The following is a 14,332-nucleotide window of genomic DNA, read 5'->3' as shown; positions in this document are numbered from 1 at the left end:
TAAATGTTTTGATCGGTTCCCCCGGCGCACGGGAGGTATACTATGAATAATGAAAAAAAACAAGTTGCGCTGCCATTTAGCAGGAATGCCCTGCTCATCAACCAAAAATCAGTAACATGTCAACACTTGCTTTCCCTGCCCACATTCATAGTGGTTAAAGTGTATCTGCACGGCGTGCAGATGTAAATTTTGTGAACTATAGTTTGCTGTACTGTTGTCCTGCTGTAGCAGGATACGGCCGGCTATTGCACTGTAGTTTCATCAGATTCCATCCGAACCGGTTCCGCCGGGCTTGGGCTCTACTGGAGCCCCTGGCCGTGCTATGCGTATTATCAACCACATCAACCAAAAACTAGTGCTATGTTTAGAAAACTTTTACACTTTTTAAGTCTGCTGTGCCTGGGACTATCCGTACAGGCGCAGGACCTGAAAGTAACGGGTATCGTCAAAGACGAAACCGGTTCGCCGCTTCCCGGTGTTACCATCGTTGAGAAGGGGCTTTTATCTAATGGTACCACCACTAATGCCGCTGGTATTTTTACCATCACCCTCAAAGGAAACACCCATGTATTGCAGTTATCCTTTGTGGGCTATCTGTCACGTGAGATCAATGTGAATGGCAAGAATAATGTCACTATCAGCCTTTCGCCGGATGCTAAGTCGCTCAAAGACGTGGTGGTGATCGGCTACCAGGAAGTTTCCCGTAAGAAGAACACCGCTGCTATCGCGAGTGTGAAAGGAGATGTGATCAAAGACATTCCTGCACCGAGCTTCGACATGCTTTTGCAGGGCCGTGTAGCTGGTGTGAACGTACAGAACTTTTCCGGTGAGCCGGGCGTACGTAACAGTCTTGTAGTTAGAGGTAATACCTCCGTGCTCAGAGGTTTCGATGCCGCCAGGGCGGTGAGCTCGCCGCTCTTCGTGATCGACGGTATCCCCACCACTACCGATGATATCAGTTCACTCACCTACGGACAAGGCACCAACACCAATATGCTGGCGGGTTTGAACCCGAACGATATTGAGTCCATCGACGTATTGAAAGATGCCTCCGCTGCTGCCATCTATGGCTCCAGAGGTTCTAATGGTGTGATCATCATCAAAACAAGAAAGGCACGCGCAGGAAAAGCACAGTTCAATTTCAGCACCTATCACGGTATGTCTGAACAGCGCAAACTTACAGAACTCGTAACCGGCGCAGAAGAACGCCGCATGAAACTGAATGTGCTGCAACAATACAATCATTGGGAAGATAATTATCAATTGCCGCAGATGCTGACAGATAGCCTCAATCCGGCATTCAATAATAATACCGACTGGCAAGGTCTCTTCTACCAGAAGGGTATGATCCACAACTATGACCTCTCTATTGCGGGGGGTACGGAACTGGTGAACTATCGCGTGAGCCTCGGGCATTACAATGAAGAAGGTATTCTTAAAAATACCGGTTTCAAAAGGTATAGCATGATCTCCAATGTGAGCATTCAGATCACGCCGAAACTCAATAACCGCACCATCTTCCGCCTGTACAGGACCGATCGCCCGCGTTCCCTGAACGAGCGTACCGGCGGTAACTTCTCATTCAGCAGTGATCAGCTGCCATCGTCGTTCTATCATCTCACGCAGGCCGGCGAAGATTACCTGGTGGGCAACAGCCGCAAGTTCGACAAGAACATCAATAACAGCATGCAGCTGAGCACCGTGTTCAACTACGCCATCCTGCCATCGCTGATGTTCAATACCACTTTTTCTTACGAGTCCGCAAGCTCCAACCGCGATTACTATTCGCCGTCGGTGGTGAGGGATAACGGCTTTGGCTTTGCTTCTTCCTTTGCAGATAAATCCGAGCACCTCACCGTGTATAACACCCTCGAATACACGAAAAAATTCGGACGCCATACCCTCAACCTGATCGGCGGTCAGAACCTGGAATACAACTCCTATCGCAACACATATGCTGATGCGGATTTCATCGCCAACGATTATGTGAATGTGGTGAACCCGGCTAATAAAAACTTCAGTACCGCTACTTCCGCTTTCCAGGAATATGGCCTCCAGAGCCTGTTTGCGAGGATGAACTACGACTTTAAAGAGAAATACCTGCTGTCGGCCGTATTCAATGCTGACGCTTCTTCCAAATTTGGTAAGAACAACCGCTGGGGCTTTTTCCCATCTGTATCGGCCGGCTGGATCATCAGCGACGAAGAATTCATGAAAGGCGTCAACAACTGGCTCAGTTACCTGAAGATCCGTGGTAGCTATGGTATTACGGGCAGTCAGCCGGAAAGCAACTACCTCGGCTACAACACCTACACCGTGAACGCCGCCAAGTTTGCCGACAAGAGCAATTCCGTAGCCACTACCTACAATGGCGGTTCTGTGATCATTCCTAACTATTCCAGCGGTATCGCGCAACGTGATCTGTCGTGGGAACAGTCGATCCAGAGCAACATCGGACTGGAAGCCACTTTCTTCAAAGACCGTATCCGCCTGACGGTGGATGCCTATTCCCGTGGTACCAGCCGCGGCTTCTTTGATTACAGGTTGCCCATCTACAGCGGTTACGATCTGGCGAAAACCAATGCTATCGGTATCCGCAACTCCGGGGTGGAATTGATGATCAACAGCAAGAACCTGCCTGATAAAAGCCCGGTACAGTGGTTTACCGATTTCAATATCTCTTATAACAAAAATATCATCACCAGCCTGCCCAATGGTGGCAGAAGCCTGATCGTTTCGTACAACGGCGGCGCCTACGGCTTCGATTACCTGCTGGATGTAGGCCGCCCTGCCAACCAGATGTTCGTGTTTGAGCAGCGGGGCGTTTATTCCAAAGACTCTGATGTGCCCTTCAACTACCTCACCGGGCAGCCGCTGAAAAACTTTGTGGGTACGCCTTACAAGGCCGGCGATCCCGTCCTGGTTGACCAGGTAGGTAACTACTATATCAAAGAGCCGATGGATCAGATCGTAGGAGGAGACCCGAATCCGAAGTATACCGGTGGTATCAACAACACCATTTCTTATAAAGGTTTCTCCTTCTCTTTCTTCTTCACATTCACCATGGGCCGGCAGATACTTAACTCTTACAAGATCCGTCGTTTTGTGAGCTTGTTTGATGGTAGCGGTGATGGTGGAGAGATCAATCTTGCCAAGGGCGCCTTGTTCGATCTCACCAAGATCAACTATTGGAAAAAGCCGGGTGATATCGCCGATATTCCGTCCTTATCACTGCGCTCTGCGGACCGTGACTATCACTATGCCTGGCTGGATAAAAGCACGATGTACATCGAAAGTGGAGCCTATGCCCGTTTGAAGAACATCTCGCTCAACTATGCCTTCACTCCGCGTGTGCTGAAGGCGCTGCACCTCAGCCGCCTGCGTGTATATGGCATTATGGACAATGTGTTCACACTACAGAAATCGCATATCCCTGATGCAGAAGCGGTGAATGCCTACGGCGTTTACGATGGCGATGGTTACCCCATCCCCACGAAGTTCACACTGGGAATTGATCTCGGCTTTTAACGTTTAAATGAAAATGATATGAAACGAATCCATATAATTGCTTGCCTGTTGTGCGTGATCAGCCTGATGGGGCTATCCTGCAAGAAAGTGCTGGAGCTGAATCCGCGTGAAACGCCGTCCAGCGGGGTGTACTGGCAGAATGAGAACGATGCGTTTGCGGGCCTGCTCGGCGGTTATTCCCTGCTGCGCGATGCCCTCACCGATCAAAACCGCTACTATGTATATGGGGATGTGCCTTGTAATACTTTCCTCATCACCTACGGCAGCGACTACGCCATACATCAGTTGCGGGATGGTTCCTTTGACGGCGTGTATTATGGTTATCTCGATAATCTTCAGGACTGGACCATATTCTACAAAGCGATCGCACAGGCCAACCTCTTGATCAAGAAGATACCCACGATCCCGGTGAGTGCATTCAAAGTGCCTGAAAGGAAGAATTATTTTCTCGGCGAAGCCTACTATCTCCGCGCTTTCAACTATTTCTTCATCTCAAAAGTATGGGGAGATGTGCCATTGGTAACAGATGCCGTGGAAGATGTGGCAGATGCTAAGAACTATGGTCGCGAAGCGCAGCAGAAAGTGCTCACACAAGCGATCGCTGATCTCGAACAAGCCAAACAGCTGTTGCCTGTGAATACCGAAAGCACTGACGACCGCGGCATCCGCGCCAGCCTCGCCACCGCACTGGCACTGGAAGCACACATCTATGCATGGATGGGCAACTACGCTAAATGCGAAGAGAATACCCGCGATATCGTCAACAATCCCGGCAAGTTCAATCTCGCCCTCATCACCGACTCCGCACAGTATGTGAAGATGAGTATCGGGCATTCCACCGAAAGCATTTTCGAGATCAATATCAACTATGATCAGAACGAAGGCTCCAAACAGGGTATCGGTGAAAGGACGCTGTACGACCCCTTCCTGGCCACCCGCAAGCCGGCGAACACCGACGATGTGCCCTGGCTCGTGAACCTGGAAACCATTAACAAGATATATGACCGCTCCAAATCTGATACTACAGATCTCCGTTACAAAATATGGTACTATTCCCTTGATGGCAAATGGCCCATGCTCAGGAAATACGCGAATGTGTTCTATAAAGATGGTGATGTCAAACGTGATCCCTGGTTCTCCAATAATATCCTCATCTACCGTTTATCCGACATCATCCTGCTCCGCGCGGAAGCGCTCTACAAACTCGGTGATGAAGCCGGCGCACGTGGCCTGGTAGACAAAATCCGCCAGCGTGCAGGTGTAGCGCCGACCAGTCCCTCCCTCACCGGTGATAAACTCTTCACGTTTATCGTGAATGAAAGAGTAAGGGAACTGTTTGCCGAAGGACAAACCTATTGGGATCTCTGCCGCACACAAAAGCTGGACAAATTCAATAGCGTATTCGAAGGTGCCTTCACTATAGGCCATGCCAACTACGGCAGAACATATTGGCCCATCAACAGGAATATCTTCAAGGATAACCCACTGATGAAACAAACACCTTACTGGAACGGAAGACTGTAACCATCTAAAAAGAAGATCATGAAAAAGATCAGTAGTTATATCCTTTTCTGTTGCATGGCACTGGTGGCATTCCAGGCATGCAAGAAGGACTACATCATCGGCGGCAGCCTGCACACCGCCAAGTTCAACGGTACCACTTACGAATACCTGCATACCAACCCGCTCTTCGATACGCTCATCCTGCTGATCGATAAAACTGGATTGAAGGACGAAGTGAACGCCAATAACACCACTTTTTTTGCACCTACTAATTATTGCATCTTCAACTATGTGAAGAAGGTAGTGCAAGCAAGGCTGCAATTGCAGACAGGCGACGAAAACCTGGTGTTCAACTTCGACCAGCTGGATTTTCCGAGCCTGAAAGATTCGCTGCGGGCCTACATCTTCCCCGGTCATATCATCCGCGATTCGCTCAATAAAGATGGTGCGATGTATACCGCGAAAGATGGCGAACAACGTTTGATCTCGCTGGAAGAAGATCAGAGCAATACCTATGTAAATGCCGGTTTTACCGACCGTCCCAAATACATATACATAACGAAGATATTCGGCGCCCGCGACCCGGTAGATCCCGATTCCCTGGCTGCTTTGCCGGAATCGCAGCGGGATGTGAAAGATATCATCCAATCGTCCGGAATTATCACAAACAATGGTGTGGTGCATGTGATGAGCAACTCCCACACTTTCACTTTTGCCAAGCAACCTAAATAAGTCAGGCTATGAAACTACTCCAACGCATATACGAAAAAGGACTGCTGGCGCTGTTGGTCATCATGGCGTTCCTCTCCTGTAAGAAGGTTATCCCAGGTTATATCAGCGACCAGATCAGGTATGTAGATGATACCTTCCGGGTGCCTAAAGGCACTTATTTTACGGCGGATTCCCGCTCCTTCCAGGGCGATGGCACCAGCTACCCGCTCAGCGTGAAACTGGTGGATATCCGCGACCTCGCCACCGGTAAATCGGTGAAGGCTTTTACTGATTCGCAAGAGATTCTGGTGTTCACCAGACTCTTCAATCCTGATACTGATACCACCGTAGCGCAATTGAACGCTATCCGTACCAAACAACGCGTACCACCTTTGCAGATCGTGGAAAAATCAGGACAGCTGATCGTCAACAACGGATCAATCAACATTCCCGATGGTAATTATACGTTTGATATCAGCGTATCGAATGAAAGAGGTACGAAGATATTCAAGAACATTTCCGTGCTGCAGCTGTACCTGCTGGAATTCCAGGACAATGGTAAGGGCTGCGCATGGTTCAAGAACAATACCACCACCAGCGGCGATATCGGCGCGCCTACCATGACTTACAAAAAACTGTCTAACGATGGCTACCGGGTAGTGCTGAAGGTAACGGACAAGAACGGTACGCCGTTCAATCCCAATGCAGGGGAGTTGATGAAACGTGGCGACAGGCCGCTGTTTGAAAGCTATTCCCGTTTTCATCCGGTACAATATACCGATACCACGATGATCTGTGATTTTGAGGTAACGCCGTTCCCGCTGAAGGAAGTACCCGGCTATGGCTATCTGATGTACTACAGGATTCCCAGCAGCGTTGTACAGATCGACCCGGGCGTAACACCTACGCCAGACCGCATCTACAGCGTAAACCCCCGGTTTGCCTTCCGGCTGCTGGTACCAGGCACTTACGAAGTAACGATCAAAGTTCCGAAGGTTACGAGGAAAGTTGGTTGATGTGAGAATTTTTTGATTTACGGATTTCTTGATTTATGGATTTATGAATTTGTAGCGAGCCTGAAGGCTACCACAAATTCACAAATCCGTAAATCAAAAAATCCGTAAATTATTTTACGGGTTCTACTTTATATCCTTTCTTTCTCAATAGTTCTATCACTCCATTGGTTCCGCCAAGATGCCCTGCCCCACAGGCGATGAAGGTAGACTCGCTTTGTATTTGTTTTTCTATGATGGGGATCCAGTTACGGTTGCGGTCATCGATCATGATGTTCCGGTAGGGAGCCATTTCCGGCTCGTCGGCAATGAGCCTGGTTAGTTCACTAATATCTTGTTTCAGGTAGGCTTGCTTCATGATGGCAAACTGTTGTTTGCTTTTTTGTTGGCCGTGTATAACGTTCATGAGCATACGAACTTCGGCGGTATCGGGGATATCGTCGAATATTTTCATTTGCGCTTCGAGGGTTTCGAGGCCGGCCATTGGTTTGTGCATGGCGCTGGCTTTGGCCATCAGTATGCGTTCGGGGCTTTCAATCTCGTCGCAGCCGCCCAGCTTCATAGTGAGCAGCGTGGTGAACAGGAATGGCTTGGCATGATCGAGTGCCGCGGATTCCATATGGAGGCTGTCGAGCAGGTATTGATGCAATTCGTTGTAGCTGGCAGTATCAAAAAGTTGCCGAAAGGAATAGGGATCGGGCATCATCATGAGGGCCTGCATTTTAGCTGTGGTTTGAGGATCGGAAAGGTCTACTTCCATGTACAAGGTTTTGGCATTGTTGAAGGCGGTGGCCGCAGCAGGAGGGAAGATCATCTCTCCTTTGCATAGCAGGTGCATGGTGCCATAGAGCCATGATGGCTGCTGCAGGCCTTTGCCCGATATTTTCCAGAGTAATGACGACTGCTGCGCGAACAAGGATATGCTGATCGCACAGGCTAAGCATAACAGGGTTGTTTTTTTCATGGCGTGTTTATTTTACAGATAGATAATATTCCCGGAGAAAATGATGTAAGGTAGCGAGATCTTTATGCAGATGCAGGGCAGATACTACCGCACGTTGGATAGGCGGATCGGTGGGTTTCGGATAGGAGAAACTGGAGATGACCACGTCTCTGTCGGCCAGATAATCCGCCAGTGGCGGCGCTCCGTCGTGTTGCGGCAGGATGAACATGGGCAATCCGGGGCTGTGTTGTGCGGGTATGTCCGAAAACAATTGCTCCAGGTGTTCCACATTTTGTTTGAGTTGCTGCCTTTGCTTTTTGATCAGTTCTGTTGCATGCAGCCATGCATAAGCATTGGCGGGCATCATGGGTGTGCTGCCGGTAAAGAAGGGCGTTTTCTTGAGCGCTGCGATATCGGCGGCATGGCCGGCCACTACGCCGCCTTCCACGCTATAGGCTTTGGCCAGCGAGGCGGTGATGAGGTAACGTACCTGGCTGGCGCCGGGAAGGGCATGTATGCTGCCTTTGCCGCCGGGGCCGGTGATGCCGATGCCATGCGAATCATCCAGTACTACCAACACTTTGCGTTGCAGCTGCTGTAGCCAGTCGAAAGAATAGATGATGCCGCTGAGCGGGCTTACGGTATCCGAGGCGATCACGTAGGTGTGATCGGGCTGGCTGTTCACTTTTTCAATGGTGGCTTGTATCCATGCCTCGCGGGAGCCGGCGGGCAATGCAGGCAGGTGGTGCCATATGGCAGGATGTGCGCCGGGCGCATATAATATCTCGCCGCAGGTGGTAGCGTAATGCGCAGCTGCTTGTCCGGAGAGATAGCCGGAAGAAAATACGACGGCCGACTGCTGCACCAGGAGCGAGGCGAGGGCATGTTCTATTTCTTCGTACAGGCTTAACCGTAGGTTGCCTGCCCGTGAAGAAGGGAACAAGGCGCCATAGTGGCCGATACCTTCTGCCAGCAAGGCTTTGAATGTTGCGTGCTGATGTAGCCCGAGATAGGAGAAGCCCGAAAAAAAGAGGCAGCTCCTGTCATCTATCATCACCGTTCTGCCCGGTGTTACGGCGGTTTGGAGCATAGGCGTGGAATTGTTTAATTTTATTCTTTCTTTGTACACAAGATAAAGTGAAAATCTCCCGACAACACCTTCATGTCAAAATGATCCTCATCCAGGCGTTCTACCGTAACGAGGTTCTCCGCGCTGCGTGAGCCATTGGACGCTGTTACAGAAATCATCTTGCCATTGCTCAGCAACTGGTATTTGCCGGAATCAGGCTTGCCGGAAATGGTGGCTACAAATACGTTGTTATCCAGGAACTGGTAATATACATCGCTGTAGTAGCCATTCTTCAGGTCTTTGGCCTGCGTGATCTGCGTGATGTTATAAGGATCGCCGGCCGGCACCTGTACGTCATACACCTTCCATTTCTTGTGTACCAGCAAATCATTGGTATGGCCCGTATTGCAGGCGGCGAGCAGGAAAGCGGTAATAACGGGAACGGATATACGTATTTTTCTGATTGACATAAATCTATTTATTACCAAATTTCATTTTGTTGAACGCCTCCGATTGTCCTTTCGGGATGGAGAGGCTTTGCCACTGGTCTTTCAGCAGCAGCTTGCCGATGTATACGATCTGTCCTACGTGATAGGGAATATGCGCCAGCTGCCGGTTGATCGCATCTATCACGATATGTGGCTCATTGCGGATGAGCACCGTCTTTTCGAGGTCTGCTTCCTGCAGGCTGTGAATGGCATCCAGCATGCATTTCCAGCCTTCTTCCCATCGGCGGATGATCTCTTCTTTAGCAGCATTGTCTTCCTCAAATTCACGATCGCGGTGGCGATCGGGTTTCTCGCCATCTGAGGTGAGGAAGTCGGTCCATCGGGAGAGCATGTTGCCATGCAGGTGTTTCACGATGAGCGCAATGCTATTGGGCTCGCCTTCCGGCTCCCAGTGCAGCTGTTCGGTGCTGAGCCTTTCCAGCGTTTTGCCACCGAGTTGTTTGTAAGTGAGGAAACGTTGTTCCACACTGTTTAAGTAAATAGACATTGTAAAAATTTTTTGATTTTTTGATTTGAGGATTGCTTGATTTGATCAAATCAAGCAATCCTCAAATCCTCAAATTCGTAAATCCTCAAATTCGTAAATTCTCAAATCGTCAATATCCCGCGGCGCTATCATCGCCGCGCGTATCTCCTGCCGCCTCCAGCACGCGTGTGGCGGGTGTTCTTTTGATCAGTTCTGTTCTGCCGATGGGGCCTCGTTTCACGATCTTGTAGCCCATTTTTTCCAGTTCGGTGATATTACTTTCCGGAAATCCGGGTTCCACGTATACCACGTCGGGCAGCCACTGGTGGTGGAACTTGGGCCTGTTCACAGCTTCAGCGGGAGAGAGGCCAAATTCGAGTACGTTCATCAGCGTCTGGAAAACGGAGGTGATGATGGTGGAGCCGCCGGGCGTGCCCAGCGAAAACAGTGGCTGTTGTTGTTGCAGCACGATGGTGGGCGTCATGGAGCTGAGCATGCGTTTACCTGGCGCGATGGCATTGGCTTCTGTGCCCACGAGGCCGTACATGTTGGGTACGCCGGGTTTCACGCTGAAGTCGTCCATTTCGTTGTTGAGCAGGAAGCCTGCCTCGCCGGCTACTGTTCTGCTGCCGAAGTGGCCATTGAGGGTGGTGGTAACGGCTACTGCGTTGCCCTCAGCGTCGATCACGCTGAGGTGGGTGGTTTCTTCACTTTCTTTGATGGCGCCGGCGCGGGTGCTGTCGCTGTTGCCGGCTTTCATCGGCACATATTGCTGCATGCGGCTGGCGAGGTATTTCGGGTTGGTGAGTTGTGCGGCCGGCACTTTTACGAAGTCGGGATCGCCGAGGTACTGTGCGCGGTCGGCATAGGCGCGGCGTTCCACTTCTATCATGAGCTGCATGGCTTGCGGCGATTGAAAGCCCCATTGTGCAATCGGGTATTTGGCGATCATGCCCATCATCTGTTGCAGGCAGATGCCGCCGCTGGAGGGCAGGGGCATGGTGAGTATGGTATAGCCTTTATAGGGAAAGGTGAGCGCTTGTCTTTCTTTGGCTTTATAATTTTTCAAGTCGGCGAGGGTGATGATGCCTTTGCCGCGTTGCATTTCGGCAACGATGCTGCGGGCGGTTTCGCCTTCATAGAAACCGGCGGCGCCCTTGCTGCGGATGAGTTTCAGCGTTTTGGCCAGTTGTGGTTGTATAAGGGTGTCGCCGGCTTTCCAGGGTTGTTCTTTGACGAAAGCTGTTTTTACAGTGTTGAGACGGAGGAAGTCTTCGCGGCTGGCATTGAGGCCTTTGGCTTCCTGTTCTGTGATCACGAAGCCTTTCTCTGCAAGGCGTATGGCGGGATCTATCAGTTTGGAGAAGGGCAGCCTGGCGTACTTCATAGAGGCGAAGAGGCCTGCTACGGTGCCGGGGATGCCGGCGGCGAGGTGGCCGTCGAGGCTGAGGCGGGTGATAGCGTTGCCGGCGCTATCGAGGTACATATCCCTGGAAGCCTTGGCAGGAGCGGATTCGCGGTAGTCGATGGCAATGTTGCGGCCATTTTTAAGATGGGCTACCAGAAAGCCTCCGCCGCCGATGTTGCCGGCGCCGGGATATACTACGGCCAGTGCCAGCTGTGTAGCGATGGCGGCATCCACCGCATTGCCGCCCTGCTGCAATATCAGCGCACCTGCACGGCTGGCCAGCGGATGGGCCGACACCACAGCGCCGTGTTGCACGGTAATATCTTTCTCAATAGTATAGTCGAACGGATGCAGCGGGTCCGTAGATTGCTGCGCACAGGCCACCAGCACATTGCAAATGGCTACTCCTGTCAATATCAGAGATCGCATGAAAAGGATTTTAACTAAATTAAGACAAGCAGCGAATTTCCAGAAATTTAAATCTATCTCAAATTATCTCTATACAATCATCTTCGTATAATGATCAACGTTATACCGGCTTTGTAAAACAATGCCTATATTCGACCCTAAAATCAATCGCTCCTATGCGCCGATATTTGCTGCTGTCACTGATGCTCCTGGGCTTTTCCATGGCCTATGCGCAGGTGCCTACGCCCGAACAGTTCCTTGGTTATCCCCTGGGGACACAGTTCACCCCACATTACCGGGTGGTGGATTATTTCAAACTGGTAGCCGCCACCGTCAAAAATGTAAAGGTAGAACAATATGGTTCCACCTATGAAGGCCGTCCGCTCATCACCGCTGTGGTGGCCTCTCCCGACAATTTCGCCCGCCTCGATCAGATCCGGCAGAACAGCGTGGAAATGGCCAATGCCAACGGCGTCAAAGGTACGAGCCAGCCCGTGATCGTATGGCTCAGTTATAATGTGCATGGCAACGAGGCCGTATCTACCGAAGCGGCCATGGCCACGCTTTATGAACTGGTGAATAACGGTAACGCACAAACGCAGCAGTGGCTGCAAAATACAGTCGTGATCATTGACCCCTGCCTCAACCCCGACGGCCACGAAAGATATGTGAACTACTACAACATGACCCGCACCCGCGTACCCAGCGTAGACCGCTACGCACGCGAACACAATGAACCCTGGCCCGGCGGAAGGCCCAATCACTACTACTTCGATCTTAACCGCGACTGGGCCTGGCAAACGCAGCAGGAATCCCAGCAACGCGTTGCAAAATACCGCCAGTGGATGCCACAGCTGCATGTTGATTTCCACGAACAGGAGATCGACAACCCCTATTATTTTGCGCCGGCAGCAGAACCCTTCCATGACGTGATAACGCCCTGGCAGCGCCAGTTACAGGTGATGATCGGCAAGAATAACGCAAAATATTTTGACCAACAGGGATGGCTGTACTTTACCAAAGAACGCTTTGATCTGTTCTACCCCAGCTACGGCGATACCTATCCCATGTACAATGGCGCCCTGGGCATGACCTACGAACAAGGCGGCAGTGGCCGCGCCGGCGTTGCCGTGCTCAAAAATGATGGCGATACCCTCACCCTCTCTGACCGCATCGCACATCACTTTACCACGGGCATGTCTACCATCGAAATAGCCTCGCAACATGCCGGCAAGATATTACAAGAGTATGCACAGTATTTCCAGAACGCCAGGCGCGATCCGCAAGGCGGCTTCAAATCCTATGTGGTAAAGGCGGGCGGCAACACGGAAAAACTCAATACCCTGGCCGATCTGCTCAGGAAGAATGATATCGCCTTCGGCTATGGCGCCAACACTGGCAATGCCAATGGTTTCAACTACTTCAGCGGCAAAACGGAGAACTTCAGCATCAACAAGGAAGATATTGTCATCAATGCCTACCAGCCGCATTCCAATATGCTGCGGGTATTGTTTGAACCGGTATCGCGCCTCACGGATTCTGTTACTTACGATATCACTGCATGGGCATTGCCTTATGCATACGGACTTACCACCTACGGTCTGAAGCAGCCGCTCACACCGGCCAACGATTCACCTGCGGTGCGCAACAACAAGGCATTGATTGCACAACAGCCTTATGCCTACCTTTCGCGGTGGAACAGCGTACGTGATGTGAAGTTCCTTTCCGCCTTACTGAAGAATGGCGTGAAAGTCCGTTTCTCTGAAACGGCGTTTACCGCCGCTGGTAAAGAGTTTCCGGCAGGCACGCTCATCATCGCGCGCAATGGTAATAACCATTCCAGCTTCGATTTCGATAACTTCGTTACCACACAGGCCAATCGCTTCAGGATATCGCTGGATGCTGTCAGCACCGGCTTCGTGGAGAAAGGCACCGACTTCGGCTCCGACAAGATCCGTTTCATCAAACCTCCGAAAGTATTACTGGTGGCGGGCGACGAGGTATCTTCGCTCGGCATGGGAGAGATATGGCATTTCTTCGAGCAGCAGATCAACTACCCTATAACGGTGGTGAATGAACGAAATATAGGCGAAGTAACCCTGCAAGATGTGGATGTATTGATCCTTGCCAATGGCGAATACCGTTTCTTGGGTGATAAGTTGTTTACCGAGCGCCTGAAAGATTGGGTGGGCAATGGTGGCCGTCTTATTGCGCTGGAAGGCGCTGCCGCGCAACTCGCCACCGGCGAATGGGGCATACGCCTGAAGAAAGAAGATGAGAAAGAAGCCAAGGAGCGCGCTGAAAAAGCCCGTCCCTACGATGTGCTGAAACCTTACGCCAACCGTGAAAGGGAGAGCGTTAAACAATTCATCCCCGGCGCTATTTTCAAAGTAGAAATGGATACCACCCATCCTTTGGCTTTTGGTTACCCTTCACACTATTATACCCTCAAACAGGATGCACGCCTATACGAATTTTTCGATAACGGCGGCTGGAACGTGGGCATACTGAAAAAAGATAACTACCTCAGTGGTTTTGTAGGCACTGAAACCCGCCGCCTACTCAAAGATGGCCTCCTTTTCGGCGTCAGGGAAATAGGCAGCGGCTCCATCGTGATCCTCGCAGATAACCCGCTATTCAGGAGCTTCTGGGAAAACGGCAAACTGATGTTTAGTAATGCAGTGTTCCTCGTGGGGCAGTAACGCGAAGGTTGTCTTTGCTCAGGATTATACTGATTGAAAGGATTACCAGGATTTTTTTATAAGGATTAATAA

10 protein-coding genes are annotated in these 14,332 nt (G+C 50.8%); 5 read left to right on the top strand and 5 right to left on the bottom strand.

The window, feature by feature from the left end:
* The first annotated feature begins 360 nt into the window (after positions 1-360).
* Genes FPG75_RS21850 through FPG75_RS21835 form a run of 4 tightly spaced genes read left to right on the top strand, consistent with a single transcriptional unit; the run spans position 361 to position 6,758 of the window.
* On the top strand, positions 361-3,528 hold the full coding sequence (locus FPG75_RS21850; protein ID WP_143309946.1) for a SusC/RagA family TonB-linked outer membrane protein: 3,168 nt from the start codon (positions 361-363) through the stop codon (positions 3,526-3,528).
* 18 nt (positions 3,529-3,546) lie between these two features.
* Positions 3,547-5,052 (top strand): RagB/SusD family nutrient uptake outer membrane protein, encoded by a 1,506-nt coding sequence (locus tag FPG75_RS21845; protein ID WP_143309944.1) that lies wholly within the window; start codon positions 3,547-3,549, stop codon positions 5,050-5,052.
* A gap of 18 nt (positions 5,053-5,070) precedes the next feature.
* A complete protein-coding gene (locus FPG75_RS21840) occupies positions 5,071-5,763 on the top strand; it encodes a fasciclin domain-containing protein (protein WP_143309942.1) in 693 nt (230 codons plus the stop codon).
* Between the two features lie 8 nt (positions 5,764-5,771).
* Positions 5,772-6,758 (top strand): DUF5007 domain-containing protein, encoded by a 987-nt coding sequence (locus tag FPG75_RS21835; protein WP_143309940.1) that lies wholly within the window; start codon positions 5,772-5,774, stop codon positions 6,756-6,758.
* Between the two features lie 109 nt (positions 6,759-6,867).
* Here FPG75_RS21835 and FPG75_RS21830 read toward each other — a convergent pair whose 3' ends face one another.
* The 5 genes from FPG75_RS21830 to ggt all read right to left on the bottom strand — a co-directional run bounded on the left by FPG75_RS21830 (position 6,868) and on the right by ggt (position 11,579).
* Positions 6,868-7,719, bottom strand: coding sequence for a TraB/GumN family protein (locus tag FPG75_RS21830; protein ID WP_143309938.1), 852 nt, complete (start codon positions 7,717-7,719; stop codon positions 6,868-6,870).
* A gap of 7 nt (positions 7,720-7,726) precedes the next feature.
* Positions 7,727-8,788: an aminotransferase class I/II-fold pyridoxal phosphate-dependent enzyme gene (locus FPG75_RS21825; RefSeq protein ID WP_143309936.1), complete on the bottom strand. Its 1,062-nt coding sequence runs from the start codon at positions 8,786-8,788 to the stop codon at positions 7,727-7,729.
* A 20-nt stretch (positions 8,789-8,808) separates the two neighbouring features.
* Positions 8,809-9,237 (bottom strand): hypothetical protein, encoded by a 429-nt coding sequence (locus FPG75_RS21820; protein WP_143309935.1) that lies wholly within the window; start codon positions 9,235-9,237, stop codon positions 8,809-8,811.
* 4 nt (positions 9,238-9,241) lie between these two features.
* Positions 9,242-9,763, bottom strand: coding sequence for a DUF1572 family protein (locus FPG75_RS21815; RefSeq protein WP_143309933.1), 522 nt, complete (start codon positions 9,761-9,763; stop codon positions 9,242-9,244).
* 109 nt (positions 9,764-9,872) lie between these two features.
* Positions 9,873-11,579 (bottom strand): gamma-glutamyltransferase, encoded by a 1,707-nt coding sequence (ggt, locus tag FPG75_RS21810; protein WP_143309931.1) that lies wholly within the window; start codon positions 11,577-11,579, stop codon positions 9,873-9,875.
* Positions 11,580-11,734: 155 nt separating this feature from the next.
* Here ggt and FPG75_RS21805 point away from each other — a divergent pair, with 155 nt between their 5' ends.
* Complete coding sequence (locus FPG75_RS21805) at positions 11,735-14,260, top strand: M14 family metallopeptidase (protein WP_143309929.1); 2,526 nt, start codon at positions 11,735-11,737, stop codon at positions 14,258-14,260.
* Positions 14,261-14,332: the final 72 nt, after the last annotated feature.

This window comes from Chitinophaga vietnamensis (assembly GCF_902167635.1).
Taxonomy (GTDB): Bacteria; Bacteroidota; Bacteroidia; order Chitinophagales; family Chitinophagaceae; genus Chitinophaga; species Chitinophaga vietnamensis.
The sequence above is the reverse complement of the archived record's forward strand: the minus strand, read 5'-3'. Positions and strand labels throughout refer to the sequence as shown.